The organism is Noviherbaspirillum sp. L7-7A (assembly GCF_019052805.1).
In the GTDB taxonomy this organism is placed as follows: Bacteria; Pseudomonadota; Gammaproteobacteria; order Burkholderiales; family Burkholderiaceae_D; genus Noviherbaspirillum_A.
Window position 1 is genome coordinate 3,146,190 of sequence record NZ_JAHQRJ010000001.1, and the last position, 26,437, is coordinate 3,172,626.

General features: G+C 63.1%; 26 protein-coding genes. 12 read left to right on the plus strand and 14 right to left on the minus strand.

Translation table 11 applies throughout. From position 1 onward, the window contains the following. Positions 1–85 precede the first annotated feature (85 nt). A complete protein-coding gene (locus tag KTQ42_RS14330) occupies positions 86–877 on the plus strand; it encodes an exodeoxyribonuclease III (RefSeq protein ID WP_217346975.1) in 792 nt (263 codons plus the stop codon). 98 nt (positions 878–975) lie between these two features. Here the strand turns inward: KTQ42_RS14330 and KTQ42_RS14335 are convergent, their stop codons facing one another. The 12 genes from KTQ42_RS14335 to KTQ42_RS14390 form a co-directional block, all read right to left on the minus strand. Continuing rightward, complete coding sequence (locus tag KTQ42_RS14335; protein WP_249222766.1) at positions 976–1,851, minus strand: M48 family metallopeptidase; 876 nt, start codon at positions 1,849–1,851, stop codon at positions 976–978. Further along, a complete protein-coding gene (locus tag KTQ42_RS14340) occupies positions 1,848–3,080 on the minus strand; it encodes an AmpG family muropeptide MFS transporter (protein ID WP_217346113.1) in 1,233 nt (410 codons plus the stop codon). The genes KTQ42_RS14335 and KTQ42_RS14340 overlap by 4 nt, the downstream gene beginning before the upstream one ends. Continuing rightward, on the minus strand, positions 3,077–3,691 hold the full coding sequence (metW, locus tag KTQ42_RS14345; RefSeq protein WP_217346114.1) for a methionine biosynthesis protein MetW: 615 nt from the start codon (positions 3,689–3,691) through the stop codon (positions 3,077–3,079). Before metW ends, KTQ42_RS14340 begins: the two co-directional genes overlap by 4 nt. Further along, a complete protein-coding gene (locus tag KTQ42_RS14350) occupies positions 3,688–4,860 on the minus strand; it encodes a homoserine O-acetyltransferase (protein WP_217346115.1) in 1,173 nt (390 codons plus the stop codon). Before KTQ42_RS14350 ends, metW begins: the two co-directional genes overlap by 4 nt. Positions 4,861–5,107: 247 nt before the next feature. Beyond that, positions 5,108–6,859: a phosphoenolpyruvate--protein phosphotransferase gene (gene ptsP, locus KTQ42_RS14355; protein WP_217346116.1), complete on the minus strand. Its 1,752-nt coding sequence runs from the start codon at positions 6,857–6,859 to the stop codon at positions 5,108–5,110. A gap of 37 nt (positions 6,860–6,896) precedes the next feature. Next, on the minus strand, positions 6,897–7,166 hold the full coding sequence (locus KTQ42_RS14360; protein ID WP_194713937.1) for an HPr family phosphocarrier protein: 270 nt from the start codon (positions 7,164–7,166) through the stop codon (positions 6,897–6,899). Between the two features lie 22 nt (positions 7,167–7,188). Next, entirely contained in the window at positions 7,189–7,596 is a 408-nt protein-coding gene (locus KTQ42_RS14365; protein WP_217346117.1) for a PTS fructose transporter subunit IIA, read from the minus strand. Positions 7,597–7,626: 30 nt separating this feature from the next. Continuing rightward, a complete protein-coding gene (gene gshB, locus KTQ42_RS14370; RefSeq protein WP_217346118.1) occupies positions 7,627–8,574 on the minus strand; it encodes a glutathione synthase in 948 nt (315 codons plus the stop codon). 4 nt (positions 8,575–8,578) lie between these two features. Then, entirely contained in the window at positions 8,579–9,877 is a 1,299-nt protein-coding gene (gene gshA / locus KTQ42_RS14375) for a glutamate--cysteine ligase (RefSeq protein WP_217346119.1), read from the minus strand. 458 nt (positions 9,878–10,335) lie between these two features. Then, positions 10,336–11,865 (minus strand): ammonium transporter, encoded by a 1,530-nt coding sequence (gene amt / locus KTQ42_RS14380; protein ID WP_217346120.1) that lies wholly within the window; start codon positions 11,863–11,865, stop codon positions 10,336–10,338. Positions 11,866–11,875: 10 nt separating this feature from the next. Continuing rightward, positions 11,876–12,214: a P-II family nitrogen regulator gene (gene glnK, locus KTQ42_RS14385; protein ID WP_217346121.1), complete on the minus strand. Its 339-nt coding sequence runs from the start codon at positions 12,212–12,214 to the stop codon at positions 11,876–11,878. Between the two features lie 17 nt (positions 12,215–12,231). Further along, positions 12,232–13,008: a TorF family putative porin gene (locus KTQ42_RS14390; RefSeq protein WP_217346122.1), complete on the minus strand. Its 777-nt coding sequence runs from the start codon at positions 13,006–13,008 to the stop codon at positions 12,232–12,234. 234 nt (positions 13,009–13,242) lie between these two features. Here KTQ42_RS14390 and KTQ42_RS14395 point away from each other — a divergent pair, with 234 nt between their 5' ends. Further along, positions 13,243–13,497, plus strand: coding sequence for an accessory factor UbiK family protein (locus tag KTQ42_RS14395; protein WP_217346123.1), 255 nt, complete (start codon positions 13,243–13,245; stop codon positions 13,495–13,497). Between the two features lie 55 nt (positions 13,498–13,552). On the opposite strand, the gene KTQ42_RS14400 is transcribed toward KTQ42_RS14395, so the two are convergent. Beyond that, a complete protein-coding gene (locus tag KTQ42_RS14400) occupies positions 13,553–14,698 on the minus strand; it encodes a GGDEF domain-containing protein (RefSeq protein WP_217346124.1) in 1,146 nt (381 codons plus the stop codon). Positions 14,699–14,909: 211 nt separating this feature from the next. Here KTQ42_RS14400 and KTQ42_RS14405 point away from each other — a divergent pair, with 211 nt between their 5' ends. The 4 genes from KTQ42_RS14405 to KTQ42_RS14420 all read left to right on the plus strand — a co-directional run bounded on the left by KTQ42_RS14405 (position 14,910) and on the right by KTQ42_RS14420 (position 18,498). After that, positions 14,910–16,424: a YifB family Mg chelatase-like AAA ATPase gene (locus tag KTQ42_RS14405; RefSeq protein ID WP_217346125.1), complete on the plus strand. Its 1,515-nt coding sequence runs from the start codon at positions 14,910–14,912 to the stop codon at positions 16,422–16,424. A 150-nt stretch (positions 16,425–16,574) separates the two neighbouring features. Then, positions 16,575–17,366: a fumarylacetoacetate hydrolase family protein gene (locus tag KTQ42_RS14410; protein WP_217346126.1), complete on the plus strand. Its 792-nt coding sequence runs from the start codon at positions 16,575–16,577 to the stop codon at positions 17,364–17,366. 177 nt (positions 17,367–17,543) lie between these two features. After that, positions 17,544–18,059 carry a hypothetical protein gene (locus tag KTQ42_RS14415; protein ID WP_217346127.1) on the plus strand — a complete coding sequence of 172 codons (516 nt, stop codon included), beginning with the start codon at positions 17,544–17,546 and terminating at the stop codon, positions 18,057–18,059. Between the two features lie 94 nt (positions 18,060–18,153). Beyond that, positions 18,154–18,498 carry a DUF1840 domain-containing protein gene (locus tag KTQ42_RS14420; protein ID WP_217346128.1) on the plus strand — a complete coding sequence of 115 codons (345 nt, stop codon included), beginning with the start codon at positions 18,154–18,156 and terminating at the stop codon, positions 18,496–18,498. 171 nt (positions 18,499–18,669) lie between these two features. On the opposite strand, the gene KTQ42_RS14425 is transcribed toward KTQ42_RS14420, so the two are convergent. Further along, the gene (locus tag KTQ42_RS14425; RefSeq protein WP_217346129.1) at positions 18,670–20,211 is read right to left on the minus strand and encodes a hypothetical protein; all 1,542 of its coding nucleotides are present in this window, start codon (positions 20,209–20,211) and stop codon (positions 18,670–18,672) included. A 417-nt stretch (positions 20,212–20,628) separates the two neighbouring features. Here KTQ42_RS14425 and rsmB point away from each other — a divergent pair, with 417 nt between their 5' ends. The 6 genes from rsmB (at position 20,629) to KTQ42_RS14455 (ending at position 26,364) form a co-directional block, all read left to right on the plus strand. Next, entirely contained in the window at positions 20,629–21,939 is a 1,311-nt protein-coding gene (gene rsmB / locus KTQ42_RS14430; protein ID WP_217346130.1) for a 16S rRNA (cytosine(967)-C(5))-methyltransferase RsmB, read from the plus strand. Between the two features lie 46 nt (positions 21,940–21,985). Next, on the plus strand, positions 21,986–22,567 hold the full coding sequence (locus KTQ42_RS14435; protein ID WP_349292151.1) for a DUF4390 domain-containing protein: 582 nt from the start codon (positions 21,986–21,988) through the stop codon (positions 22,565–22,567). Beyond that, positions 22,564–24,864 carry an ATP-binding protein gene (locus KTQ42_RS14440; RefSeq protein ID WP_217346131.1) on the plus strand — a complete coding sequence of 767 codons (2,301 nt, stop codon included), beginning with the start codon at positions 22,564–22,566 and terminating at the stop codon, positions 24,862–24,864. Before KTQ42_RS14435 ends, KTQ42_RS14440 begins: the two co-directional genes overlap by 4 nt. Positions 24,865–24,944: 80 nt before the next feature. After that, positions 24,945–25,664 (plus strand): response regulator, encoded by a 720-nt coding sequence (locus KTQ42_RS14445; protein ID WP_217346132.1) that lies wholly within the window; start codon positions 24,945–24,947, stop codon positions 25,662–25,664. Continuing rightward, the gene (locus KTQ42_RS14450) at positions 25,661–26,026 is read left to right on the plus strand and encodes a GTPase (protein WP_217346133.1); all 366 of its coding nucleotides are present in this window, start codon (positions 25,661–25,663) and stop codon (positions 26,024–26,026) included. The genes KTQ42_RS14445 and KTQ42_RS14450 overlap by 4 nt, the downstream gene beginning before the upstream one ends. An 80-nt stretch (positions 26,027–26,106) precedes the next feature. After that, on the plus strand, positions 26,107–26,364 hold the full coding sequence (locus tag KTQ42_RS14455; RefSeq protein ID WP_194713954.1) for a DUF3567 domain-containing protein: 258 nt from the start codon (positions 26,107–26,109) through the stop codon (positions 26,362–26,364). Positions 26,365–26,437 lie beyond the last annotated feature (73 nt).

Here is a 26,437-nt window from a genome sequence, read left to right on the forward strand (position 1 = left end):
ACACCGGCGCATGGCCTGCCGCGCCAATTACAATACCGCCTGCAAACCGCCGGCCTCCGGCCTCTTTTCCATCGCGACTGTTTCCATGCTCAACATCATTTCCGCCAATCTCAACGGCATCCGCTCCGCCACGGCCAAGGGCTTTCTCGACTGGCTGCCGGCGCAGGACGCCGACTTCGTCTGCATGCAGGAACTCAAGGCCCAGGCGCCCGACATGACGGCCGCCATGCTCAACCCGGAAGGCTATTACGGCTATTTCCACTATGCCGAGAAAAAAGGCTACAGCGGCGTCGGCATCTATGCCCGCCACCAGCCGCTGCAGGTGATACAGGGACTGGGCGTGCCGGAAATCGATGCCGAGGGCCGCTATATCGAGCTGGTCTACGACGGCCTGTCGGTGGTGTCCGTGTACCTGCCGTCCGGCTCCAGCGGCGAGCACAGGCAGGCCGCCAAGTTCGCCTTCATGGACCATTTCTACAGGCACCTGGCCGACCTCGCGCAGCGCGGCCGCAAGGTGGTGATCTGCGGCGACTGGAATATCGCGCACCGCGAGATCGACCTGAAGAACTGGAAGGGCAACCTGAAGAATTCCGGCTTCCTGCCGGAGGAGCGGGCCTGGATGAGCGCGGTGCTGGACGAACTGCGCTGGGTGGATGTGTACCGCCGCCTGCATCCGGAAACCACCGGCGAGGCCTATACCTGGTGGAGCAACCGCGGCCAGGCCTGGGCCAAGAATGTCGGCTGGCGCATCGACTACCATGTCGCCACGCCCTGCATCGCCGAACATGCGCGCACAGCGGCCATCTACAGGGAGGCGCGGTTCTCGGATCATGCGCCGCTGACCATCGCCTATGACTGGGCGCTGCAGGCGACGTAGTTCGCTGCCCGCCGCGCCCGGCTGGCCGGCTTGCGCCAGCGCGCTTTTTGCGCCTTCTGCCGCCGCGTCAGCGACGGTGCCGCTTCACCTGTGCCGCTTCACTGCACCGGCGCTACGCCCTTCACGTTGCTGCGGTAGGGCGGCAATGCGCCCGGTTGCGCATTGACGGCGCGGGCATACACCGGCATCACCTGCGGCAGGGTTTTCTGGATCTGCGAAATCCGGTTATTGCCGGATGGATGGCTCGACAGCCATTGCGGCGGCGCGCTCTTTTCCAGCATGGCCATCTTGCGCCACAGCGCCACGCCGGCGCGCGGGTCATAGCCGGCGCGTGCAACCAAGTCCAGACCGACAGTGTCGGCTTCGGTTTCGTCTTCCCGCGAGAAGCGCAGCAGCGCCAGTTGCGCGCCCTGCCCCACCACGGTCTGGCCGAGCTGGCCCAGGCCGAAAATGGCCGAGCCGAGATTGGCGCCGAGCTGCAGCAGGCTGCCCTTGGCCACCCGTTCGCGGCCATGTTCCCGCAGCGCATGGGCAATCTCGTGGCCGGCGACGATGGCGATTTCATCGTCAGTGAGCTTCAACTGGTCCACCAGGCCGCTGAAGAAGGCGATTTTCCCGCCCGGCATGCAGAATGCGTTGACGTTGTCCGCCTTGATGAGGTTGACTTCCCATTGCCAGTCAGCCGCGCCCTGGTTCCAGCGTGTGGCCTGGGAGATGATGCGGCGGGAAATCGCGCGCACCCGCTGCAGTTGTGGGTCAGTGTCCGGCGCCAGCACGCCCTTCTGGGCCGCCTGCTGCTTCAGTTCCTGGTACTGCATGGTGGCCTGCTCTTCCAGCTGCTTTTCCGGAATCAGGCCGCGCAGCCGGGACATGCGTTCCACGGCGACGCCTTCGTCCTGCTGCGCCATGGCCGGCAGCGCGGGCGAGGCCAGGCAGAACAGCAGGGCAGAAATCAATGGCAGTTTTTTCATCATTTATTCCACGGTGCAATTTTCGGGAGCATCAGCATGCCGGGCAGCGCCAGCACAAAGCACAGGATAAAGAACAGAAACCATCCTGTCTCGGCGACGATATAGCCGACAGCGGAATTGACAAAGGTTCGGGGCACCGCCGCCAGGCTGGTGAACAGCGCGTACTGGGTGGCGGTGTAGCGCGGATCCGTCGTGGTGGCGATATAGGAGACGAATGCCGCCGTTCCCAGGCCCACGCCAAACGCCTCGAAACCAATGACCAGTGCCAGCAAGACGAGGTCGGCGCCGGCGTAGGCAAGCCAGGCGAAACCGAGAATGGCCACCGCCTGCACCACGCCGAAGATCCACAGCGCGCGGTTGATGCCGAGTTTCACCATCCAGACGCCGCCGATGATGCCGCCGGCGATGCTGGCCCAGAAGCCGGTGGTCTTGGCCACCGCGCCGATCTGGGTCATCGAGAAGCCGAGGTCGATATAGAACTTGGTGGCCAGCGCCGTGGCCATGCTGTCGCCGAGCTTGTAGAGAAAGATGAAGCCGAGGATGGCCAGCGCATTGCCCCAGCCGCCGCGCGCGATGAATTCGCGGAATGGCAGCACCACGGCCTCCCGCATGTTCTTCGGCGGCACGCCGTAGACGCGGGGCTCGGCAATGACGAAGGTGCAGAGCAGCCCAGGCAGCATGAAGGCGGCGGTGATCCAGAACACCGGCTGCCAGGCCATCAGGTCGGCCAGGATCAGCGACAGCGCGCCCGGCACCATGCCGGCCACCTTGTAGGCATTGACATGGATCGCGCCACCCAGGCCCTGCTCGTTGTCCGGCAGGATCTCGCGCCGGTAGGCGTCGATCACGATGTCCTGGCTGGCCGAGAGGAAGGCGATCGCGCTGGCGGCGGCGGCGATCAGCGGCACCTGGGTCAGCGGGTCGAGCATGCCCATGAAGCCGATGCCGAGAAACAGCAGGCCTTGCGTCAACGCCATCCAGCCGCGCCGGCGCCCGAGCCAGCCGAAGCTGAAGCGGTCCATCAGCGGCGACCAGAGGAATTTCCAGGTATAGGGAAACATCACCAGCGCGAACAGGCCCAGCGCCTTGACGTTCAGGCCGGACTTGGCGAGCCAGGCCTGCATCAGGGACAGCAGGATGAACAGCGGCAGGCCGGAGCTGAAACCCAGGAACACGCATATGAGCATGCGCCGGTTCAGGTAGCTGTGCCAGGTCAGCGCATCCTGCTTCATGCAACCGCCCGCTTGCGCAGCCTGAACACGGCCAGGCTGCCGCGCCAGTTGGGCAGGAAGCTCACCGGCTTGCCTGCTTCATCGAGCGCGACGAATTCCAGCACTTCCAGGCCGACCTCGTTGGCCAGGTCCTGGAAATCGTGGATGGTGGCGCAGCGCAGGTTGGGCGTGTCGTACCACTCGTAGGGCAGGCTGCGCGAGACCGGCATGCGGCCGCGCAGCAGCGCGAAGCGATGCGGCCAGTAGGCGAAGTTGGGAAAGGACACGATGGCCTCGGCGCCAACGCGGGCAATGTCGCGCAGCACGCCTTCGACATTCTTCATCATCTGCAGCGCCGACAGGCACAGCACGCTGTCGAAGGCATTGTCGGCAAAGATCGCCAGGCCCGCTTCCAGGTCCTGCTGGATCACCGGCACATTGCGGCCGATGCAGGCCGGTATCTTGGCATCGTCGATTTCCACGCCATAGCCGGCGCACTGCTTGGCGCTTTGCAGATAATCCAGCATCACGCCGTCGCCGCAGCCGAGGTCGAGCACGCGCGAGCCCGGTTCGACCCAGTGCGCAATGAAGGCCAGGTCGGCGCGCAATGCGGTCAGTTCATTGAAGTTCATGCAGCCACCATGCTTTCGCCGCCGATTGAAACGCCGGTCTCCAGCTCGCGCCAGACCCGGTTGTAGTAGGCCCGCACGGTGGCCATGTAGCGCTCGTCCTCGAGCAGGAAGGCATCGTGGCCATGCGGCGCGTCGATCTCGGCATAGGTCACGTGGCGGCGGTTGTTGACCAGCGCCTGCACGATTTCCCGGCTTCGCGCCGGCGCGAAGCGCCAGTCGGTGGAAAACGACACCAGCAGGAACTGGGCCTGCGCCGCGGCCAGCGCCTCGGTCAGGTCGCCGCCGAACGCGGCGGCCGGATCGAAGTAATCCAGCGCCTTGGTGATCAGCAGATAGGTGTTGGCATCGAAGTACTCCGAGAACTTGTCGCCCTGATAGCGCAGATAGGACTCGATCTCGAAGTCGATGCCGTAGCCGAACTGGTATTCGCCGGAGCGCAGCTCGCGGCCGAATTTCTCGGCCATGTCGTCGTCGGACAGGTAGGTGATGTGGCCGACCATGCGCGCCACCCGCAGGCCGTTCCTGGGCACCACGCCGTGGGCATAGTAGTCGCCGCCATGGAAGTCCGGGTCGGTCAGGATGGCCTGGCGCGCCACGTCGTTGAAGGCGATGTTCTGCGCCGACAGCCTGGGCGTGGAGGCAATCACCATGCAGTGGCGCAGCCGGTCGGGATACAGCAGGCTCCAGGCCAGGGCCTGCATGCCGCCCAGCGAGCCGCCCATCACGGCGGCGAACTGCCGTATGCCCAGCGCGTCGGCCAGGCGGGCCTGGGCATGCACCCAGTCTTCCACCGTCACCACCGGGAAGGCCGCGCCATAGGGCTTGCCCGTGGCCGGATTGACATGCATCGGGCCGGTCGAGCCGAAGCAGGAACCGAGGTTGTTGACGCCGATGACGAAGAAGCGGTCGGTGTCGAGCGGCTTGCCGGGGCCGACCATGTTGTCCCACCAGCCCACGCTCTTGCTGCCGTCTTCCTTCAGGTAGATGCCGGCCACGTGGTGCGACGCATTGAGCGCATGGCAGACCAGCACGGCGTTGGAGCGGTCGGCATTGAGTTCGCCGTAGGTTTCATAGACCAGCTGGTAGCCGGCGATGGATGCGCCGCTCTGCAGCGGCAGGGGCGCATCGAAGTGCATGGACTGCGGGGAGACGACGCCAAGAGATTTCATGATGGTCCGGTCTGCGGAACCGGGGCAAGCGTGCCCGCGATCCCAAATAAAAAAGCCCGAGAGCGCATGCTGTCGGGCTAAGTTCGGGGCTTTTCCAAGCTCGCTTTAGCCGTATTTATGCGGGGAGTCCCCTGGCGCCCGCAAGCTGGGCTGCCGCGCGGTGCGCTGGCAGCCGGTCAAATCGGCGCAGTCACGGAAGAATAGCGAAGTCGTGGGGCGGCGTCAAACGGGCGCGCACCGTCATGTTCTAGGCGCTGCGCAGCTGCTCCATCGCCTCGTTGATCGCGTTGGCTTCCATGAGACGCAGGATCTTGCGGGTCCTGGGCACGATGACGGCGAGGTCGCTGTTGAGGATTTCCTGCTTCACCGACAGCAGCTGCGCCGGATGCATCGAGAACTCGCGCAGGCCCATGCCCAGAAGCAGCCGGGTCAGCTTGGTGTCGCCGGCCATCTCGCCGCAGACCGAGACCGGGATGCCGGCCTTGGCGCCGGCCGCGATCGTGGTCGACAGCAGGAACAGCACGGCCGGGTGCAGCGGGTTGTACAGATGCGCCACCTCATGGTCGACCCGGTCCACCGCCAGCGTGTACTGGATCAGGTCATTGGTGCCGATCGACAGGAAGTCCAGCCGCTGCGCAAACAGCGGCAGCGCCAGCGCGGCGGCCGGAATCTCGATCATGGCGCCGACCTGGATCAGCGGGTCGAACTTCCTGTTGGCTTCCCGCAGCTGGCCCTTGGCCTGCTCGATCATGTTGAGCGTCTGGTCGATCTCGAAGGCATGCGCCAGCATCGGGATCAGGAGCTTGATCGGGCCGAAGGCCGAGGCGCGCAGGATCGCGCGCAGCTGGGCCATGAACATCTGCGGCTCGGCCAGGCAGTAACGGATGGCGCGCAGGCCCAGCGCCGGATTGAGCGCGGTTTCCTCGGCATTGTCCATCGGCTTGTCGGCGCCGATGTCCAGGGTGCGTATCGTCACCGGCCGGCCCTTCATGGCCGTGACCGCCATCTTGTAGGACTCGAACTGCTCGTCCTCGGTGGGCAGGCGGTTGGCATAGCCGGCGCGGCCCATGAACAGGAACTCGGAGCGGAACAGGCCGATGCCGGTGGCGCCCGCCTCCAGCGCCGCCGGGCAGTCCTGCGGCAGCTCGATATTGGCCAAAAGCGTGATCTCGGTGCCATCCCTGGTGATTGCCGGCGTCTTCTTCAGCTTGGACAGCTTCTTGCGCTCGCGCAGCATGCGCGCCTGGCGCTCCCGGTACTGCTCCAGCACCACCGGCGGCGGATCGACGATCACCACGCCGGCGTCGCCGTCGATGATGACCCAGTCATCCTGCGCGATCAGGGCCGAGGCGTTGTACATGCCGACCGCGGCCGGGATGTCGAGGCTGCGGGCGACGATGGCGGTGTGCGAATTCTGCCCGCCGAGGTCGGTGATGAAGCCGGCGAAGGCGCGGTCGCGGAACTGCAGCATGTCTGCCGGCGAGATGTCGTGCGCCACCACGATCATGTGGGCGGTCGAATCGGGCGAGCTGGCCAGGCCGGACAGCGTTGAGGCGCTGCCGGTCAGCACCTTCAGCACCCGCTCGCCGACCTGCTGGATGTCGTTCTTGCGCTCGCGCAGGTAGGTGTCCTCGATCTCGTCGAACTGCGCCGACAGCTCGTCGATCTGCGTCAGCAGCGCCCATTCGGCGTTGTAGTGGCGGCTGCGGATGATGTCGAGCGGCATCTCGGAAATCATCGGGTCCGACAGGATCAGCGCATGCACATCGATGAAGGCGCCCAGTTCCGCCGGCGCATCCGGCGGCAGCTCGCGCCACACCGCCTGCAACTCCTGGTGCACGGCGGCAATCGCGTTCTGCAGACGCTGCACCTCCGCCTCCACCTGCTCTTCGCTGATCAGGTAATGCTTGACGTCGAGCGCGGCCGAGGCCAGCAGGTGCGCGCGCCCTATCGCGATGCCGCGCGATACCGGTATGCCATGGAGCGTGAAGGATGCCATTGATGTGTGCTTGTTCTGGTGGATCTGCGGGCCGTTCCTACTCACTTTCGCCAAACTTTGCCTGGATCAGCTGCGAAAGCGCGTCGAAGCATGCCTGCTCATCCGGCCCATCGACTTCCAGACTCACCACGGCGCCCTTGCCGGCCGCCAGCATCATCACGCCCATGATGGATTTGGCATTGACGCGGCGCTTGTTGCGCGTCATCCAGACTTCGCTCTTGTACTTGGCCGCCAGTTGGGTCAGCTTCGCGGATGCGCGCGCATGCAGACCGAGCTTGTTGATGATTTCGATGTCTTGCTGAATCATTGTGGTCTGGTTCTTGTTGGTTTCAGGTGGGAGAAAGTCGGACCCGGTTGTCGACCCGCACGGCGCCGTTCTGGCCGCCGGCCAGCGCCATCTCGACGACGACATCGATGGTGTCATTGCGATACGTCAGCGCCCTCAGCAGCATCGGCAGGCTGATGCCGGCCACCACTTCCACGTGGCCGGGCTCGCACAGCGGCAGCGTGCAGTTCGACGGCGTGCCGCCCATGACGTCGGTCATGACCAGCACGCCGCTGCCGTCGTCGATGCGCCGGATCGATTCCGACGCCAGCCGCCGTACTTCGCCGGTGTCCTGGTCGGCATTGACGTCGATCGCCTCCAGGTGCTCGGGCCGGTTGCGAAAGACATGGGTTGCCGCGTCGATGAAAGCCTGCCCAAGCGGCGCATGGGTCAGGAGCAGAATGCCAACCATATAGGGGTGATCAGAAACGGAAAGCCTGCATTAAACCACGCCCGCCGCGCGTTCCAGCGCATCGATGAACTTCGCGGCCACGGAAAAGCCGGTCTGCTGCTCGATTTCCTGGAAACAGGTCGGGCTGGTGACATTAATCTCGGTGAGGTAGTTGCCGATCACATCCAGGCCCACCAGCAACAGGCCGCGCTGCCACAAAATGGGCGCCACGGTTTCGCCGATCTCGCGCTCGCGCGGCGTCAGCGCCCGCGCCACGCCGAGGCCGCCGGCGGCCAGGTTGCCGCGCACCTCGCCGCCCTGCGGTATGCGCGACAGGCCGAAGGGCATGACCTCGCCGCCGATCAGCAGCACCCGCTTGTCGCCGTCGACGATCTCGGGAATGTAGCGCTGGACCATGATGGTGCGGCGGCCGTTGTCGGACAGCGACTCGATGATGGAGCCCAGGTTCATGCCGTCTTCCCGCACCCGGAAGATGCCGGCGCCGCCCATGCCGTCCAGCGGCTTCAGGATGATGTCCTGGTGCTCGCGGTGGAAGGCGCGGATGCGGGCATTGTCGCTGGTGACCAGGGTCGGCGCGGTCAGTTGCGGAAACTGGGCGATGGACAGCTTTTCATTGTGGTTGCGGATCGCTTCGGGCCGGTTGAATACCTTCGCGCCATGGTTCTGCGCCACTTCCAGCAGATAGGTCGCATAGATGTATTCCATGTCGAACGGGGGATCGGTGCGCTCCAGCACCGCGTCGAAGTCGGTCAGCGCGAGCGCCACGGCCGGCTCGGCCTGGTACCAGTCTTCCGTATGGCCGGTCAGGTGGATGCGGGCGATGCTGGCGATCACGCGGCCGCCTTCGATTGCCATGTCGCGATGGCGGAAGGCATACAGTTCATGGCCGCGGCGCGCCGCCTCGACCATCATGGCGTAGGTGGTGTCCTTGTAGATCTTGAATGTGGAAAGCGGGTCGGCGAGGAAGGCGATCTTCATGTTGTTAATACACTTCCGGATTGGGGTCGGTTTTTTCGAGTTCGATCGAGGCGGCCAGGAGCGCCAGGCGGGCCACCACGCCGTACATGTAGAAGCGGTTAGGCGCCGTGGTGCCGGGGCGGGCATGCGGGTCGGGCAAGGCATGCTGCTGGGCGAAGGCCAGCGGCACGAAATGCGCGCCGGGCGCATTCAGGTTCTCGTCCGCGCCGCGCTCGGCATGCACCCGATAGAAGCCGCCGACCACATAGCGGTCTATCATGTAGACCACCGGCTCGGCCACCGCGTCGTTGATGTGCTCGAAGCTGTAGACGCCCTCCTGCACGATCACATTGTTGACTTCCAGCCCGTCCTTCACCACCGCCATCTTGTTGCGCTGCTTGCGGTTCAGGTCGCGCACCTCGCTGGCGTCGCGCACCGTCATGATGCCCATGCCGTAGGTGCCGGCATCGGCTTTCACGATGACGAACGGGGTTTCCTTGATGCCGTATTCCTTGTACTTCTTGCGGATCTTGGCCAGCACCGCGTCGACGGCCGTCGCCAGCGCGTCCTCGCCCACCCGCTCCTGGAAGTCGACCGGGCCGACCTTGGCGAAATACGGGTTGAGCATCCATGGATCGACATCGATCAGCTTGGCAAACTTCTTCACCACGTCGTCGTAGGCGGAGAAGTGATTGGTCTTGCGCCGCACCGCCCAGCCGGCATGCAGCGGCGGCAGCACGTTCTGCTCGTGCAGGTCTTCCAGTATCGGCGGCAGGCCGGACGACAGGTCGTTGTTCAGCAGGATGGTGCAGGGATCGAAATTCTTCAGGCCGACGCGGCGGCCATTGGCCAGGATCTCCAGCGGTTCGAGCGTGAGCGTGCCCCCGTCGGGCAGGTTGATCGGCGTGGGCTCCTTGATGGTTTCATCCAGCGTGCCGAGGCGGATGTTCAGGCCGGTCTGGCGGAAGATCTGCATCAGCCGCGCCACGTTCTGCAGGTAGAAGGTGTTGCGGGTATGGCGCTCCGGGATCATCAGCAGGTTCTTGGCGTCCGGACAATACTTCTCGATCGCCGCCATCGCCGCCTGCACCGCCAGCGGCAGCATCTCGGGCGAAAGGTTGTTGAAGCCGCCGGGGAACAGGTTGGTATCGACTGGGGCGAGCTTGAAGCCGGCATTGCGCAAGTCCACCGAGCAGTAGAACGGCGGCGTGTGCTCCTGCCATTCCAGCCGGAACCAGCGCTCGATGGCGGGGGTGGCGGCCAGGATTTTCTTTTCGAGATCGAGCAGCGGGCCGTTCAGGGCGGTGACGAGATGCGGAACCATGGTGAACTTTCTTTACATTACGTCTACAGTGACGCAGATTCTAGCGGGATTCCCGGCCCAACGCCGGGTGGCAGGACAAGAAGTGTGCGGCCAACTGCGAGGAGAATGGGGGCGAACGGCCGTTTTTAAAAGGCGGGGAACAAAAAAAGCGCGGGGGTTCGCGTTTGCTGGATGGGGCAGTGGTTGCGCGTAATCCCTGGGGCAGTGGTTCCGCGTAATGCCCCTGCGCGGTATTACGCCCTACAAAGCCATCCCCGGGCCGCATAGAGGTCGTAGGGTGCATTACCCGAAGGGCATTGCACCATGGGTCGCACAACAAAACAGTCATGTCGGCCCCTTGCTTGTTCGACCGGCGGTGGAATGTCCCTTGGGGTATTCCACCCACAAAACGAGCATAAAAAAAGCGCCCCCGTGGGGCGCTTGAGGGGCCGCGGCGCGGCCAGGGAGGTACGACAGGATCAGGCGTGATAGGCGGATTCGCCGTGGCTGGTGATGTCCAGGCCCTCGCGCTCTTCCTCTTCCGGTACACGCAGGCCGACGATCAGGTCCACCAGCTTGTAGGCGATGAAGGACACGACGGCGGACCAGACCACGGTGGTCAGCACAGCCTGCAACTGGATCCAAACCTGGCCGGAGATCGAATACTCAGGCGACACCGCGTTGGCGACATAGTCATAGATGCCGCTGCCGCCCAGCGAGGGCGATGCGAATACGCCGGTCAGCAGGGCGCCCAGGATGCCGCCCACGCCATGCACGCCGAACACGTCCAGCGAGTCGTCGGCGCCAAGCATGCGCTTCAAGCCATTGACGCCCCACAGGCAGATGATGCCAGCCAGGAGGCCGATCACCAGCGAACCCATCGGGCCGACGAAGCCGGCCGCCGGGGTGATGGCAACCAGGCCGGCCACGGCGCCGGACGCGGCGCCCAGCATCGAGGGCTTGCCCTTGGCCATCCACTCGCCCATGGTCCAGGTAACGACGGCGGCTGCGGTTGCCAGCATGGTGTTCAGGGTTGCCATGGCGGCCAGGCCGTTGGCTTCCAGGCCGGAGCCGGCATTGAAGCCGAACCAGCCCACCCACAGCAGCGATGCGCCGATCATGGTCATGGTCAGCGAGTGCGGCGCCATGGCTTCACGGCCGTAGCCGATGCGCTTGCCGATCACGAAGGCACCCACCAGGCCGGCGATGGCGGCATTGATGTGCACCACGGTACCGCCGGCGAAGTCGAGCGCGCCCTTCTGGAACAGCCAGCCCGAGGCAGCGGTGGCGGCTTCAGCGGCGGCGGCGTCGGTATAGGCATCCGGACCGGGCCAGAACCAAACCATGTGGGCGATCGGCAGGTAGGAGAAGGTGAACCACAGCACGGTAAACAGCAGCACCGCGGAGAAGCGCACCCGCTCGGCGAAGGCGCCGATGATCAGGCCGCAGGTGATGGCGGCGAAGGTGGCCTGGAAGGTCACGAAAGTGAATTCCGGCAGGACCACACCCTTGCTGAAGGTGCCGGTCACGGTTTCAACTGTCATGCCCTTCAGGAACAGCCTGTCGAACGAGCCGATGAAGCTGCCTCCCTGGGTGAACGCCAGCGAATAGCCGTAGATTGCCCACAGCACCATCACCAGAGAGAACACCGTGAAGACCTGCATCAGCACCGACAGCATGTTCTTGGAGCGGACCAGGCCGCCGTAGAACAGTGCCAGGCCGGGGATGGACATCATCGCTACCAGAATGGTGGCAACCGTCATCCAGGCGACATCGCCCTTGTTGGGCGTGGGTGCTGCAGCGGCTGGCGCTGCGGCTGTGGCAGGAGCCGCTGCGGCGGGCGCAGCCGCGGGAGCGGCCGGCGCCGCGGCTGCCGGTTCAGCGGCGGCCTGGGCCACCACGGTAGCCGGTGCCTTGGCGGCGTCATCGGCGGCAAACGCCGAGTGACCAAAACCGATGGCGCACATCAACATGCCAGCGGCGAGCAGTTTTGCAAATGGTTTTTTCATGTTGTCATCCTTACAGCGCTTCTTTGCCGGTTTCACCCGTACGGATACGCACCACCTGCTGGAGGTCGTAGACGAAAATCTTGCCATCGCCGATCTTGCCGGTGCGGGCGGCGGTCTCGATTGCTTCAATGGCCTGCTCGACGATGTCATCGTCCACCGCGGCCTCGATCTTGGTCTTGGGCAGGAAATCGACCACATACTCGGCGCCGCGATACAGCTCGGTATGGCCTTTCTGCCGTCCGAATCCCTTGACCTCCGTGACCGTGATTCCCTGCACGCCGATGGCGGACAGGGCTTCACGCACTTCGTCAAGCTTGAAGGGTTTGATGATGGCGGTGATGAGTTTCATGGGAAGCTCCCGGGGTGTCAGAAGGTTTTCGAGATCGACAGCACCGCGCCGGTGTTGCCTACCCGCTTGGTGCGTCCATTGCCGTCGGCAACGGTGTAGAGATCCTTGTCGGCGTCGGTGCCCACGACGGCCAGGCCGACGGTAGCAAAGCCGAAGTCACGCGCCACGCCGATCTTGTAGTCGTTGTAGTTGAAGTCGCCGTAATGACGCACCCACTGGCGGCCTGCGTGCAGCGTCAGCGTGGTCTTTTCCGCAACCTCGAAGGTCGCGTTCAGGTCCAGGTAACCCGAACCCTTGGAATTGCCGCGCGGGATGGCGGCGGTGTTGTTGTTGAGGCCGAAGAAGTCGGTCAGGCCATAGCTGTACTTGGCCGAGAACCACTTGTAGGCGCCGGCGAAGTAGACTTCGCCGTTGTTGTATTTCTCGCCCGTGTTGCCCACCTTGGCAGCCGGGTAATAGTAGTAGAGCAGGCCGATGTCGGCGGTGAAGTCAGGCATCACCTCGAACTTGTAGCCGCCGTAGAAATCCATTTCCAGGCCGGCGCCATTGTTGTACTGGTTGCCGCTGACGTTGGAGTTCCAGTTGCCCAGATAGAATCCGCTGCTATGGGCATAATCGAAGCCGCCCTGCACTGCCGGCTGCTTGAACGTCTGCGAAATGCCGCGGAAGCGGTAGTCCGAGGCCACCGTCACATTGCCGGTGAAGGTATGCTCGGGCGTTGGCGCAGCGGTTTGCGCATGAACGGACATGGACAGGGCACTCAGCACTGCGGCAGACAGAATCAGCTTTTTCATGAAATTCCCTTAAAGTTATTGGAGCGTTACATTCTTTTGTTTTGTTCAGGTACTCTGCATACGCATTAGCATGAGGCGTGCCAGCAAGCCTGACATGGGCGATTCCGCTATGTAATTGCCCACTTGATGGTCCTGTATGATTCAAAACAATCGACTTCCGAACGCACCAGATTGAAGCGCACCGGGAAAGTGCGCACCAAATAAGAGCGCCCCACCTATTCATCAAGGAAAATCATGAACAGATCCAATTTTTTCAACGACTTGCAAAGCAAGATCGGCCAAGTCATCGATAATTCGCCCGCGAAAGATTTGGAAAAGAATGTCAAGGCCATGCTGAGCCAGGGTTTCTCCCGCCTCGATCTGGTGACCCGGGAGGAATTTGACGTGCAGATGCAGGTACTGGCCAAGACCCGGGCCAAGGTGGATGCGCTGGAAGCGCGCCTGGCCGAGCTGGAAGCCCTGCTGAGGGACAAGCAGGGCGGCGCCTGAGCGCCTTGGCCACGGACCTCACGATGCAGGCTGGGCCGGCGGCTGCCGTGCCCGGTCAGATGCAATACCGGTTCCGGCCGGCGGACTTTGCCTGATACAGCAGGCTGTCCGCCCGCTGCATCAGCGCCGTCCAGTTGCGCTCGGTTTCCTGGGGCTGCAGCACGGCAAAGCCCATGCTGACCGTCACCGGAAGATTGTCGCGGAAGCGGTAGCGCCTGACTTCGCCCAGCAGGCGCTCCGCCAGCATGGTGACGCCTTCCCGGTCCATGCCGGGAAAGATAATGCAGAACTCCTCGCCGCCATAGCGTCCGACGATATCGATGTTGCGGCAGGTGTCCTTCAGGATATGGCCGATGTCGGTGATCACATGGTCGCCCGCATCATGGCCCAGCTGGTCATTGATCTTCTTGAAATGGTCGATGTCGATATAGGCCACTGCCAGCGGCCGGCCCAGCCGCTGCGCCACGTCGATCTCGCGCTTGCCGGCCGCCACGATGGCGCGTCGGTTGTAAAGGCTGGTCAGCTCGTCATGCGTGGCCATCTGGTGCTTCTCGGCCACCATGCGCTCGAAGTAAAGCAGCAAGAGGGCCATGGCGAACAGCAGCGTGCTGACCATCGGGATCATGTAAACCACGACGACGCCGACCCCGGCTGCCGTATCGGGCAGAAAATGCGGATGGTCGCGGTAGATGCCGATGGCGCGCGTGCTGAAGGTGGCCAGGGACACCAGCGCGGCGACAAAGGCCAGCATGCCGGCGAACGACGGAACCGGTGAACGCCGCTTCCACAGTTCCAGCAGGTTCAGCAAGGCCAGCAGCGCCATGGCGAGCGAGGACAGCAGCGCGCGGTTGCGCAGCGGTTGATCCAGCAGCATCGACAGCGCAAACAGCGCGGCGAATCCGGCCAGAATGATCCAGCCCAGAATGCTGCGGCGACGGCGGTAGAACGCGCGCACGCCCCACCATTGCGTGACCATCCCGGCAATGATTGCGGTGTTGCCGATGACGGACAAGCCGATCTTCGGGGCACCGGCATTGATGATGACGATCAGCACGCCTGCGGCTGACAGCAGGCCGGAGAGCGCCCAGTAGCGGGTGCAGCGTTCCGCCGGTGATGCGTAGAACGTGCCGGCCATGATGATGGCCACAGCCAGTTGCACCGCCATGGTCGCCGTGGCGGCAGTAATCGGGTCCATCTGCATCGAAAGAGTTAACTCCAGGAAATTCTTCAGGGCGGAAAAGGGGTCGGTACATCATAGCCGATCGACCGTTCCGTCCCGCTGACAAGACCTGCCTCCTTTGTTAGCGCCGCCCGGTTGAAGTTACCGGCCGCCTTGCGTATCGTGCGCTCTCGATCTGCATCCCTGCGTCGACGACGCCCACGATCCGGTTTGCCCCCACTACGGAGCGAGCATGACATTGGCAGTGTTGAAAAGTCGTTCGTTGACAGGCATGGCCGCGCCGGAAGTGACGGTGGAAGTGCATCTGGCCAATGGCCTGCCGGCCTTTACCATCGTCGGCCTGCCGGACACCGAGGTCAAGGAGTCGCGCGACCGGGTACGGGCCGCGCTGCAGAATGCCTGTTTCGAGTTTCCGGCGCGCCGCATCACAGTCAACCTGGCGCCGGCCGACCTGCCCAAGGAATCCGGCCGCTTCGACCTGCCGATCGCGCTGGGCATCCTGGCGGCATCCGGCCAGATGCCGGCCGACCGCCTGGACGACTATGAATATGCTGGCGAACTCTCGCTGTCCGGCCAGTTGCGGCCGATCCGGGGCGCCCTGGCCATGACATTTGCCATGCAGCGGGCCGGCAGCACCCGGCGCGCCTTCATCCTGCCGCGCGCCAATGCCGACGAAGCCGCGCTGGTAACCGACGCCACCGTACTGCCGGCCGACTCCCTGCTGCAGGTCTGCGCCCATTTCGCCACGGTTGATCCGGCGCTGCGGCTGCAGCGGCATCAGGCCTGCCTGTCGCAGCAGCCGCATCCCTATCCCGACCTGTCCGACGTGAAAGGGCAGGCGCATGCCCGCCGTGCGCTGGAAATCGCCGCGGCCGGCGGTCATAGCATCCTGCTGATCGGGCCGCCCGGCACCGGCAAGTCCATGCTGGCGTCGCGCCTGCCCGGCATTCTTCCGTCGATGACGGAGGACGAGGCGCTGGAATCGGCTGCGCTGCAGTCCCTGACCGGCAGCTTCGATGCGGCGCGCTGGAAAGCGCGCCCCTACCGCGCGCCGCATCACACCGCATCCGCGGTCGCCCTGGTGGGCGGCAGCAGCAGCGTGCGGCCCGGCGAGGTTTCCCTCGCGCACCGGGGCGTGCTGTTTCTCGATGAATTGCCCGAATTCGAGCGCCGGGTGCTGGAAGTATTGCGAGAGCCGCTGGAGTCCGGCTCCATCACCATTTCCCGCGCGGCCAGACAGGCGCAATTCCCGGCCCGGTTTCAGCTCGTGGCCGCAATGAATCCCTGCCCCTGCGGCTACTTTGGCCACCAGGCGGGCAGATGCCGCTGCACGCCCGACATGGTCAACCGCTACCAGGGCAGGATTTCCGGCCCCCTGCTCGACCGCATCGACCTGCAGGTCCAGGTCGGCCCGCTGTCACAGGAAGAATTGCTGGCCGGCGGCAGCGGCGAGCCCTCCGAAGCGGTGCGCGCCCGGGTTGAAGCGTGCGCCCGGCGCCAGATCCAGCGCCAGGGCGGATTCAATGCCGCGCTGGCGGGCGCCGGCCTGGACGACGCCTGCCATACCAGCCAGGATGGCGAACTGTTGCTGCGTAATGCCATGTCGCGCCTGGGATGGTCGGCGCGGGCGTACCATCGCGTGCTGAAGGTAGCCCGGACCATCGCCGATCTGGCCGGCGATGACGACATCGGCCAGACGCATGTCGCCGAAGCCATCCAGTACCGGCGCGCACTCAGGCATGACTGACCGCACCTGACCGGATATACGGTACAGGGGCATGGCTCACGGATTTCTGCTGCGTTGCATCAGTGAAACGCAACTGCATCTGCTGCATAATGCGCCGACGGCCCGGCACGCTCGTGCGAACAAGGGCCGAACGATAATCAGGAGACCAACTTGGATCAATCCAAACGAACCTTATTGAAGACCGCGGCAACCGCGGGCATCGGCGGCTTGGCCGGCTGCGCCATTCCGGGCAGAGCCAGCCATGACACGAAAACGCCTTTTGCGGTGTCCCAGCCCATGATTCCCATCGTGGGCAGCAGCGAGATGTTTCCGGTGCGCCGGATTTACTGCATCGGCCGCAACTATGCCGCCCATGCCCGCGAAATGGGCTCCGACCCCAACCGCGAACCGCCTTTCTTCTTCCAGAAACCGTCCGATGCGATTCAGCTGGTGCCGCCCGGCCAGACCATCGATCATCCCTACCCGACGCTGACCAAGAACTATCACTACGAGATCGAACTGGTCGCTGCGCTCGGCAAGGGCGGACGCAATGTCTCGCAGGATCAGGCGCTGGACCTGGTGTACGGCTATGCGATTGGCCTGGACATGACCCGACGCGACCTGCAGCGCGGCATGGGCGACCAGAAAAAGCCCTGGGAGATCGGCAAGAGCTTCGACCATTCAGCGCCGATCGGCCCCATCCATCCGGTGGGCTCCACCGGCCATTTCAAAAATGGCGCAATCTGGCTCAAGGTCAATGACGCGGTCAAGCAGCAGGCCAACCTTGACCAGATGATCTGGTCTGTGGCCGAGCAGATCAGCAAGCTGTCCGAGGCATTCGAACTCATGCCTGGCGATATCATCTATTCCGGCACGCCGGAAAACGTCGGGCCCGTGGTGCGCGGCGACATCATGGAAGGCCACATCGACGGCTTGCCGAACATCCGGGTGAAGGTGGTATAGCAGGGCGCGAAATTGGCGACAGATTGTGTTCGCGCAAAGAACAAATGCGTAGTTGGCAATACTATGAAATCGGTTCTTCGCTGAAGCACCACTCCCTGGAAGTTTTTAGCCCGTGCTGCAAGCGCGGGCTTTTTCTTGGGCGACGCCGCGCTGTTATCCGCTGGTATCATTGCGCGCATGCCAAATTCCCGCCGTGTCTTCTCCGCCCTGCTCCTCTGTGCCGCGCTCGCCGCCTGCTCGCCTGACTACAACTGGCGTCAGGTGCAACCGGCCGATGCCAGCTTCGTCGCCCTGTTCCCCGCCAAGACTGCCAGTCATACCCAGCAGGTCAACCTCGACGGCATACGCACCGACATGGCGATGACGGCGGCCGAAGTCAACGGCGTGATGTTTGCCATCGGCAGCGCCAGCCTGTCCAGCCCGGCGCTGGTGCAGCCGGCGCTGGCGGCAATGAAGACGGCAATGGTGAAGAACATCGGCGGCGCCATCAGCAGCGACAAGGCGGTGGCCGGGCCGCTGCCATTGAACGAGGTAGTGGCCGATGGCAGCCGCAACGGCCGGCCGCTCAGGCTGACCGCCCGCTTCGGTGCGCGTGGCCAGCGGGTATATCAGGTGGTCGTCATCGGCGCGCCGCAGGACGTGCCGGCTGAAGCGGTGACGACCTTCTTCGATTCCTTCAAGCCGGGAAGCTAGCTGTCTTGCGGCGAGCGGGCTTGCGCCTGCGCCAGCGTCGCTTTTACGCCCGTGCTATCGTTTTGCCTATCTTGTCCAAACCGAAAGGGTCTTTATGCTGATTACATTCAAATCAAAGGCCGCCGCCGAAATCCTGATGTACAAGGAGCATGCCAAGCGCATCCTCGACTTGCTGGGCAAGAATCCGGACCAGGGCGTAATCACCCCGCCGGAAATGCCGAACGCAATTGCGCTGCTGGAGACGCAGATCGCCGAAAGCCGGGCTCACTCGGCTGCGGAAGAACTGCAGCGTGATATCGCAGCACATCATGGAGATGACCATGACGACCATGATCATGAACCGGCACAGGTGGTGAGTTTTGCCAGCCGTGCCTATCCGCTCCTGGAAATGCTGCGTGCCGCCGAACGGGAGCAGCAGCCGGTGGTCTGGGGCGTTTAGGCCAACGTGAATGGGCGACCGCATCTCTGGCGGGCTGCGGGCGCTCACGCCTTGCTGAACTGATATGGCGCTCCGATTCAAAGCTACCCGTTCTGGAGAATGGACAGATTCAGGCACGGACGGCACGCAGCGTCAACCGAGAGGAATGCGCCATCCACCGCCTTTGTTAGATCAGCTCGCCTCGTCCTTTGGCTTGAGCGGTTCGATAGCTGACGGATCCTTGAGGTATTCAGCAACCAGGTTCAGAACAACTTCTTTAGCCTTTTCCGGATTGAGTAAAAGCAATGCTTCCCTAAAACTTTCCTGTACCGCTTCTGGGGCGCGTGAAAGCACGCCGCCAATAAATGCGCATAAGAATCCCTGCTGCTCCTGAGGGTCCTCCTTCAAAATCTCATGGCGACATGCATAGTCAAATTGCCATTTCTCTTCTTCATTCATATGGTTCAATCGGTTTTCATCCCGATCAAAACCATAACCAATCATATGAAGAATGGCAGTTGCGCTGCATTTGGACTGAATCACGGCGGAGAGACGAAAACCTGCCTTTACATTCAAAAAAGCGCTATGTGCCAACCGTTCAAACTCGGCCTTCCGACTATCACTGTCTAGAATGCTTATCTTGCTCAACTCATTTTTCAGGTGCTCGGGAAGAAGGTTTCTCACTATTTCCAGAACTGATTTGAGCAACGCATCCTGATCGGCCGGGTTATTCAGTTTCCCAGTTTCTTCCTTCAGTCGTGCTTCAAATTCATTCAGCGCTGCATCTTCATGTTTCGTTACGAATGGAAAATTAGTAGGGCCTGCCTCGTACTGAAGATACAGACAGAACCTCGCAATATGACTCAAACCATTGACTGGCTCCGAAATCAGGCTCGCCGCCTGTTTTGTTTCAATATCGCTTAGCTGCCGAGAAGTGACCGCCCCAAGGCTGGTACCTGTGACCGTCGTGGTGGCAATAGTGGTTGTGGTGTTAGACGTGGTTGTGTGGGAGCTTGTTTCCGACAATGCGCCCGTCTTCAGCTTCGTTAGCGCAAGTTCAAGCACCTGCACCATGCCATGCTTGCGCACATCATAGGCCGGCTCTGCCTCAAGCTGTTCCAGGGCTCGGTTCTGCTCTTCCGGCAAATAGGTGCGCAGCTTGCGGTTAAAAGCTTCCTTGTACTCATAACCAAGTGCAGCGCTGGCCAATCCACCGCCAGCTTGCTTGAGCCTTTCATATGAATTAGCAAACCCACCCTCCGCATTGAGTTCGCCTTTGTATTTGGCGCAGAGAGAGAAACCATACAGTTGAAGCTGCACCCCCACGGAGCATTCTGCGAATTGCGTTGCTGCCTGTTCGGCTTTTTCTATCACCTTTGGCAACTGCGATTCAAAGCTTGCGTGCTGGAGAGAGGATAGATCAGGTGACACATAAGTAGGCAAGGATGCTTTCAACATATTGCTTGCCCTCTTTCCGAGGGCATCACCGGCACTGCCGATTTCCTTGTATCGCTTGCGGATCTCGCCCAGTATGCCTTGCTCACTTTCCGAAGCGCGTTGCTTCTCGATCGGCTTTTCAAAAAGGCTGATAATTTTCAGCTTGTCAAGCGTACTGTATTGTTTGTAATTTTCACCTAACAGGGCCTTCGCCTTGCTCGACAGTTCGTCGGGCAAATCGAACCGGGAGGGCTGGGTGGTACGCATATCGGAATTGTGGCGGTTTGGGATGCTCATCTGCTACTCCAGGTAATGCACGCAACAATTTTGCATGCGGTAAAAGGGATCCGGTTAATACCGAACGCGGTCAGTAACGCATTCCCCTTTTCTTGTCCTTGCTGGAATCGCATCGGATGTTTCTAGGGAAAAAGTGGTCGGCGTGCCGCAGCAATGTTCGCCATCATGATTTCCCTCTGCGTTATTTCTCTAGCAACAACATGAAGAAACAGGAATGATTGAACGTCGCATGCTGTTGGACTTTCCAATTGCTGCACTGACTGATCCGTCCCGGCGCCAGGCAGGCCCGTGACGAAGTGGAAGCCGGGCTGCCGCCACTTCCAGATCTGCATCCGCGCGAGAGCCGAAGCGGCGGGTCCGTTACAATCCTGTCTTTCCGGCGGATTCCCGCCCTGCCTTTCTGCCTTCAGCCGACCCGTGACCTCTTCTTCCCCCAAACATGATTCCCTCGCCTACAGCCTGCTCGGCGCCGCCCGTGCGGTAGCCCTGGTGCGCACCGGCACCGCATTGCCGCAGGCGCTGGCACGCGTCAACCAGACATTGCAGGCCAGCCCGCAGGCACGTGGAGCGATCCAGGATATTGCCTATCGCGCCATGCGCGCACGCGGGCGTGCCGACGCGCTGGTGCAGGCGATGACCAGCAAACCGCCGCAGCCGGCACTGCTGCTCGCGCTGCTGGAATGCGCGCTGGCCTTGCTCGATACCGATGCCGATGCCGACGCCGCCTATGAGGCCTATACCGTGGTCGACCAGACAGTCAGCGCCGCCGGCGCCGAAGCCGAGCTGGCGCATGCGCGCGGCATGGTCAATGCGGTGCTGCGCCGCTTCCTGCGTGAACGCAACGCGCTGGCCGCGCAGTTGGCCGGCAGCCGCGAGGCACAATGGAACTATCCGCAATGGTGGATAGACGCCGCCCGCACCGCCTACCCGGCTGACTGGGAACAGCTGCTCGCAGCCGGCAACTGCCTGCCGCCGCTGACCCTGCGCGTGAACCGGCGCAAGACCGACATGACCGCTTACCTGGCGCTGCTGGAGCAGCATGCCATGGCAGCGCAACAGCTGGGGCCCGACGCCGTGCGACTGACGCAGCCGGTGCCAGTGCAGCGCATTCCAGGCTTCGAGCAGGGCCTGGTGTCGGTCCAGGACGCCGCTGCCCAGCTTGCAGCACCGCTGCTGGACGCGCAGGACGGCATGCGGGTCCTGGACGCCTGTGCCGCCCCCGGCGGCAAGACCGGCCATTTACTGGAATGCGCCGCGCTGGACTTGCTGGCGCTGGACCAGGATGGGCAACGCCTGCAGCGCGTGGCCGACAACCTCGCTCGCCTGCAACTGCAAGCCAGCCTGCAACAGGGCGACGCGGCACGCCAGGACTGGTGGGACGGCAAGCCGTTCGACCGCATCCTGGCTGACGTGCCCTGTACCGCCTCAGGCATCGTGCGCCGCCATCCCGACATCCGCTGGCTGCGCCGCAAGGGCGACGCAGCGCAACTGGCAACGCTGTCGGCACGCATCCTCGACAACCTGTGGCAGATGCTGGCGCCGGGCGGCAAGATGCTGTTCGTCACCTGTTCGGTCTGGCCGCAAGAATCGGAAGGACAGGCCGCCGCATTTGCCGTGCGTCATCAGGCGCTGCGCCTGGCCGCGCCCGGCCAGATGTTGCCCATTTCACAAGCCGGACAGGATCATGACGGCTTGTTCTATGCGCTGTTCCAAAAGCCGGGCCTTTGATACCATGGCCCAAACAATTTCCCGGGCCACAAGCCTGCGATAGCGCGTGATTCGACGATTTTTCCTATGGTTCTGGCTGGCAGCGGCATTGGCGTCCGTGCTGACACTGGCCATGCCAGCGGCGCATGCCGGCGATGTCGAGATCGCGGAAGCCAATCTTGAATACACCGACGAAGGCTACAAGCTGGCCGCCGTCTACCATTTCGATCTCAATCGCAGCCTGGAAAGCGCCATCGCCCGCGGCATACCGCTGTACTTCACCACCGAAATCGTGATCCGCCGCCCGCGCTGGTACTGGCTCGACGAGCGCACCGCCAGCGCCACCCAGACCATACGCATTTCCTACAATGTGCTGACCCGGCAATACCGCGCCGCCATCAATGGCAGCAATCTGCAGCAGAGCTTCGCCTCGCTGGAGGAAGCCATGTCGCTGGTGCGTCGCCCCGGACGCTGGCTGGTGGCCGGGCCGGATGCGCTCAAGCCGGGCGAGCTGTACTCCGTGGCGCTGCGCATGGAGCTCGACGTCGCCCAGCTTCCCAAGCCCTTCCAGATCCACTCCATCAACAGCAGCGACTGGCGGCTTTCTTCCGAGTGGCGCTACTTCACCTTCAGGGCGGACGGCAAGTGACGCGCGTGCTGCGGTATGTGCTGGTCTTTGGCGGAGCGATCACCGGCATCCTGCTATTCCTGCTCGCCTCCGCATCCGAGAATTCGGTCTTCTTCGACCAGAACTATTCCTGGCTGCTGGGCCTGAACGCGCTGTTCGCCGCGCTGCTGCTGGGCCTGGTCACGACCCTGCTGCTGCGGCTGTATCAGCGCTACAAGCAGCGTCGGTTCGGCTCACGGCTGATGACAAGGCTGGTGATGCTGTTTGCGCTGATCGGCATCCTGCCCGGCACCGTGATCTACGTGGTGTCGGTGCAGTTCGTGTCGCGCTCGATCGAATCCTGGTTCGACGTACGGGTCGAGTCGGCGCTGGAAGCGGGCCTGAACCTGGGCCGCACCGCGCTGGACTCCTCGCTGGCCGACCTCAATGCCAAGGCGCGCGCGATGGCGCTGGAACTGGCCGACTATTCCGACGCCAGCCAGATCACCCAGCTCTCCAGGCTGCGCGACCAGAGCCAGTTGCAGGAAGCGCTGATCGTCACTTCCAGCAACCGGGTGGTGGCCAGCGCCGGCGGCAATATCGGCTCGCTGGTGCCGGAACTGCCTACGGCGAACATGCTGAGCCAGGCCCGGCTCACGCGCGGCTTTGCCGCCATCGAAGGCAGCAGCGAAGGGCTCGACCGGCTGCGCGAGGGCAAGCCGCAGCCAGCCGAGCCCGGCGCCGGCCTCCGGCTGCGCGTGGTGGTGGCCATTCCCGGCAAAAGCAGCGACCTGTCGCTGCAGAACGAGGCCCGTTTCCTGCAGCTGCTGCAGCCGGTGCCGCAGCAGCTCGCCACCGACGCCGAGGCCCTGCGCGCTGCCTACAGCGAATATCAGGCGCGCTCGGTCGGCCGCACCGGCTTGCGCAAGATCTATATCGTCACCCTTACCCTGACGCTGCTGCTGGCCATCTTCGGCGCCGTCACCAGCGCCTTCGTGATCGCCAATGACCTGGCGCAGCCGCTGCTGCTGTTGGCCGAAGGCACCAAGGCGGTGGCCGAGGGCAATCTGTCGCCGCGGCCCATCGTTGCCACCAGCGACGAACTAGGCACGCTGACGCAGTCGTTCAACACCATGACGCGCCAGCTGTTCGACGCCCGCGCCGCCGTGGAACGGAACCGCACCGAACTCGAAAACGCCAAGGCCTATCTGGAATCGGTGCTGGCCAACATGTCGGCCGGCGTGATGGTGCTGGACGGGCAGTTCCGCCTGATGAGCTGCAATGAATCGGTGGACCGCATCCTGCAGCATGACTTCGAACCGCACCTTGGCCAGCCGCTGTCGGAGATCGACGGCCTGTCCGCGTTTGCCGATGTGATCATCCGTGCCTTCACCGAGCAGAGCGCCAAGTCGGCCGGCGAGAATGGCAACGACTTCCATTGGCAGCAGCAGATCGAGATACCGCGCAGCGTCGACGACGCCGAAGTCGAAAACAACATCACCCTGCTGGCGCGCGGCTCGCGGCTGCCGGTCGACAGCGCAACCGGCTATGTGGTGGTGTTCGACGATATCTCCGACGTCATCTCCGGCCAGCGCTCGATCGCCTGGGGCGAGGTCGCGCGCCGGCTGGCGCACGAGATCAAGAATCCGCTGACGCCGATCCAGCTGTCGGCCGAACGCCTGCAGATGAAGCTGGAAGAAAAACTGGCCCCATCCGACGCCGCCATGCTCGGTCGCGCCACCAGCACCATCGTCAGCCAGGTAACCGCGATGAAGCGCATGGTCGACGACTTCCGCGACTATGCCAAGACGCCGCCGGCGGTGCTGTCGCCCCTGAACCTGAATGCGCTGATCGAGGAAATCCTGGCGCTCTACATGAGCGGCGACGAGCGCGACATCATCCATGCGGCACTGGCGCCGGACCTGCCGCGGGTGATGGGCGACGCCACCCAGTTGCGCCAGCTGATCCACAACCTGCTGCAGAATGCCCAGGACGCGGTGGCCGAACGTACCGATGCCGAGGCTGAACCGGCCCGCATCGATCTGGTTACCGAGACGGTGCACTTTCCCGGCTCCGACGGCATCAATCAGACGGCAGTGCGCCTGACCATCACCGACAACGGCCCCGGTTTCGCAGCCAGGATCCTGGCCCGCGCCTTCGAGCCCTACGTCACGTCCAAAACCCGCGGCACCGGACTGGGCCTGGCGATGGTGAAAAAAATCGTCGAAGAGCATGGCGGCCGCGTCGATATCCAGAATCGGCGCAATGTCAGCGGCGCTAAAATAGTCATACTGCTTCTGAAGCTGGCGTCCGATAACGAAGTACTAACGAAAAGCTAACAAGATCAAAGAGCGCCACACAGACAAGTAGAATGCACGGTCCGGGAGTGATCCAAATCTGAATTAACCAAGGCAAGGAAATGGCAAATATTCTGGTAGTTGATGATGAGATGGGCATACGTGAATTGCTCTCGGAAATACTGGGCGACGAAGGCCATGTGGTGACCATGGCCGAAAACGCCCAGCAGGCGCGCCAGATTCGCGCCAGCACCACTCCGGACCTGGTGCTGCTCGATATCTGGATGCCAGATACCGACGGCGTCACCCTGCTCAAGGAATGGCAGCGCGACCGCATGCTGACCATGCCCGTCATCATGATGTCGGGCCATGCCACGATCGACACCGCGGTCGAGGCCACCCGCATCGGCGCGCTGAATTTCCTGGAAAAGCCGATCTCCCTGCAAAAGCTGCTCAAGGCGGTGCAGCAGGGATTGTCGCGCGGCCAGGACGTGGCGCGCGCCAGCACGCTCGCGGCCGTGGCAAGGCCGATCCCGGCGCCGGTCAGCGAACCTTTGCCGGCCAGTGCGCCGGCCGCCCAGAGCGCACCGGGCAGCGTGCAGCCGCAGGCGCCTGAAGCGCCCAAGGCGCCCGAGGAGAAGGGCTTCACGGTGTCGTTCGAACTGCCGTTGAGGGAAGCGCGCGACGCCTTCGAGCGGGCCTACTTCGAGCATCACCTGCAGCGCGAAGGCGGCAGCATGACGAGGGTGGCGGAACGCACCGGCCTGGAACGCACCCATCTGTACCGCAAGCTCAAGCAGCTTGGCGTCGAACCCGGCAAGCTGGGCCGACGCAGCGGATGACGGAAGTCACGCTGGTCACAGGCAGTTCCTACGCCGCGCGCGAAGCGGCGATCGCGGCGGCGCTGCGGCCCGGCATATCCGCGTTCGTCATCCTTGAAGGATTGCCGGACGGGAAACCGGGCTCGCCCTTGCAACAGGCACTGCCGTCGCAGCATGTGCTGCGCATTGCGCCTGGCTGTCCCTGCTGCACCGGTAGCCTGACCATGCGCGTCACACTCAACCGCGTGCTGCGCCAAGCACCGCAGCAGCTCTTCATCGGCCTGGCCGATACCGCCCACCTGCAGCAATTCCGCGCATTTCTTCGAACCGATTCCTATAGCCGGTTATTGACCTTGACAGAAGACCTGCATATTGCGTCTTGAAATGCGGCGCGTGGGCGCCATGTTCTGTCTCAGCAGCGGGAAGTTTATTCCAGCAATCAGCAATCGCACGAGGAGCATACATGAACCTGATCTACAACAGCGACCAGTACAGCGTAGTGGAGTTCGGCGCCGACCAGGCACGTGAGGCCTTGCGTTTCGGCGGTTATGAAATCATGGACAAGTCCGGACGCCGCGAAATCTTCATCAATGGCGCATTGGCCGAGTCCTTCCGCCAGCATGTCCAGGACCTGATCGCGCAAGAGCCGAGCATGGAGGAAATCGACGACTTCCTCGGCAACTTTGACGAACTGATGCATCAGCCGGTGCGCCTGCACTGATCGCTGAAGCCGGCGCGGCGCCGCAGTTCCTTGCGGCGCCGCCCTGAAGGATGGCGGCATCCGGGTATACTGC

What these genes read in the sequence shown, in the direction of transcription:
- KTQ42_RS14350 (WP_217346115.1), bottom strand. Translation starts at nt 4,860, where the DNA reads ATGAAATCTCTTGGCGTCGTCTCCCCGCAGTCCATGCACTTCGATGCG.
- KTQ42_RS14395 (WP_217346123.1), top strand. Translation starts at nt 13,243, where the DNA reads ATGAACAGATCCAATTTTTTCAACGACTTGCAAAGCAAGATCGGCCAA.
- KTQ42_RS14400 (WP_217346124.1), bottom strand. Translation starts at nt 14,698, where the DNA reads ATGCAGATGGACCCGATTACTGCCGCCACGGCGACCATGGCGGTGCAA.
- KTQ42_RS14390 (WP_217346122.1), bottom strand. Translation starts at nt 13,008, where the DNA reads ATGAAAAAGCTGATTCTGTCTGCCGCAGTGCTGAGTGCCCTGTCCATG.
- KTQ42_RS14445 (WP_217346132.1), top strand. Translation starts at nt 24,945, where the DNA reads ATGGCAAATATTCTGGTAGTTGATGATGAGATGGGCATACGTGAATTG.
- KTQ42_RS14335 (WP_249222766.1), bottom strand. Translation starts at nt 1,851, where the DNA reads ATGATGAAAAAACTGCCATTGATTTCTGCCCTGCTGTTCTGCCTGGCC.
- gshA (WP_217346119.1), bottom strand. Translation starts at nt 9,877, where the DNA reads ATGGTTCCGCATCTCGTCACCGCCCTGAACGGCCCGCTGCTCGATCTC.
- KTQ42_RS14365 (WP_217346117.1), bottom strand. Translation starts at nt 7,596, where the DNA reads ATGGTTGGCATTCTGCTCCTGACCCATGCGCCGCTTGGGCAGGCTTTC.
- KTQ42_RS14455 (WP_194713954.1), top strand. Translation starts at nt 26,107, where the DNA reads ATGAACCTGATCTACAACAGCGACCAGTACAGCGTAGTGGAGTTCGGC.
- KTQ42_RS14360 (WP_194713937.1), bottom strand. Translation starts at nt 7,166, where the DNA reads ATGATTCAGCAAGACATCGAAATCATCAACAAGCTCGGTCTGCATGCG.
- KTQ42_RS14420 (WP_217346128.1), top strand. Translation starts at nt 18,154, where the DNA reads ATGCTGATTACATTCAAATCAAAGGCCGCCGCCGAAATCCTGATGTAC.
- KTQ42_RS14415 (WP_217346127.1), top strand. Translation starts at nt 17,544, where the DNA reads ATGCCAAATTCCCGCCGTGTCTTCTCCGCCCTGCTCCTCTGTGCCGCG.
- KTQ42_RS14425 (WP_217346129.1), bottom strand. Translation starts at nt 20,211, where the DNA reads ATGAGCATCCCAAACCGCCACAATTCCGATATGCGTACCACCCAGCCC.
- KTQ42_RS14450 (WP_217346133.1), top strand. Translation starts at nt 25,661, where the DNA reads ATGACGGAAGTCACGCTGGTCACAGGCAGTTCCTACGCCGCGCGCGAA.
- ptsP (WP_217346116.1), bottom strand. Translation starts at nt 6,859, where the DNA reads ATGGCATCCTTCACGCTCCATGGCATACCGGTATCGCGCGGCATCGCG.
- glnK (WP_217346121.1), bottom strand. Translation starts at nt 12,214, where the DNA reads ATGAAACTCATCACCGCCATCATCAAACCCTTCAAGCTTGACGAAGTG.
- KTQ42_RS14405 (WP_217346125.1), top strand. Translation starts at nt 14,910, where the DNA reads ATGACATTGGCAGTGTTGAAAAGTCGTTCGTTGACAGGCATGGCCGCG.
- amt (WP_217346120.1), bottom strand. Translation starts at nt 11,865, where the DNA reads ATGAAAAAACCATTTGCAAAACTGCTCGCCGCTGGCATGTTGATGTGC.
- gshB (WP_217346118.1), bottom strand. Translation starts at nt 8,574, where the DNA reads ATGAAGATCGCCTTCCTCGCCGACCCGCTTTCCACATTCAAGATCTAC.
- KTQ42_RS14330 (WP_217346975.1), top strand. Translation starts at nt 86, where the DNA reads ATGCTCAACATCATTTCCGCCAATCTCAACGGCATCCGCTCCGCCACG.
- KTQ42_RS14340 (WP_217346113.1), bottom strand. Translation starts at nt 3,080, where the DNA reads ATGAAGCAGGATGCGCTGACCTGGCACAGCTACCTGAACCGGCGCATG.
- metW (WP_217346114.1), bottom strand. Translation starts at nt 3,691, where the DNA reads ATGAACTTCAATGAACTGACCGCATTGCGCGCCGACCTGGCCTTCATT.